The sequence below is a fragment of the Pseudomonas sp. BCRC 81390 genome, from assembly GCF_030341915.1.
Taxonomy (GTDB): domain Bacteria; phylum Pseudomonadota; class Gammaproteobacteria; order Pseudomonadales; family Pseudomonadaceae; genus Aquipseudomonas.
In genome coordinates, this window is the sequence record NZ_JATAAG010000089.1 from 1 (window position 1) to 850 (window position 850).

1 protein-coding gene is annotated in these 850 nt (G+C 61.9%); it reads left to right on the top strand.

Annotated features, from left to right (window positions below; translation table 11 throughout):
• On the top strand, positions 1 to 850 hold an 850-nt coding region (locus QSV36_RS25095), incomplete at both ends, for an immunoglobulin-like domain-containing protein (RefSeq protein WP_289135750.1).

Sequence of the window (850 nt, forward strand, 5' to 3'; positions counted from 1 at the left end):
CACGCCGTCGGTGACCGAAGGCGGCGTGATTACCTACACCGTGACCCTGAGCAACCCGGCTCAGACCCCGGTGACCGTGACGCTGTCCAACGGTCAGACCATCACCGTTGAAGCCGGCAAGACCCAGGGCAGTGTCGACTTCGAGACTCCGGCGAACGATGTCTATAACAACGGCTCGAACGTCAGTGTGACCATCGAAAACGCCACCGGGGGTAACTTCGAGCAGCTGACGCCGAACCCGACTCCTGCTCAAACCACGATCAACGACTCGGTCGATGTCACTACCGCTACCCTGACGGCGACGCCGTCGGTAACCGAAGGTGGGGTGATTACCTACACCGTGACCTTGAGCAACCCTGCCCAGACCCCGGTGACCGTGACCCTGTCCAACGGCCAGACCATCACCGTTGAAGCCGGCAAGACCCAGGGCAGCGTCGATTTCGAGACCCCGGCGAACGACGTCTACAACAACGGCTCGACCGTCAGTGTGACCATCGAAAACGCCACCGGCGGCAACTTCGAGCAACTGACCCCGAATCCGACCCCGGCCCAGACTACGATCAACGACTCGGTCGATGTCACCACAGCGACCCTGACGGCGACGCCGTCTGTGACCGAAGGTGGCGTGATCACCTACACCGTGACCCTGAGCAACCCGGCTCAGACCCCGGTGACCGTGACTTTGTCCAACGGCCAGACCATTACCGTTGAAGCCGGTAAGACCCAGGGCAGCGTCGACTTCGAGACCCCGGCGAACGACGTCTACAACAATGGCTCGACCGTCAGTGTGACCATCGAAAACGCCACCGGGGGTAACTTCGAGCAGCTGACCCCAAATCCGACCCCGGCC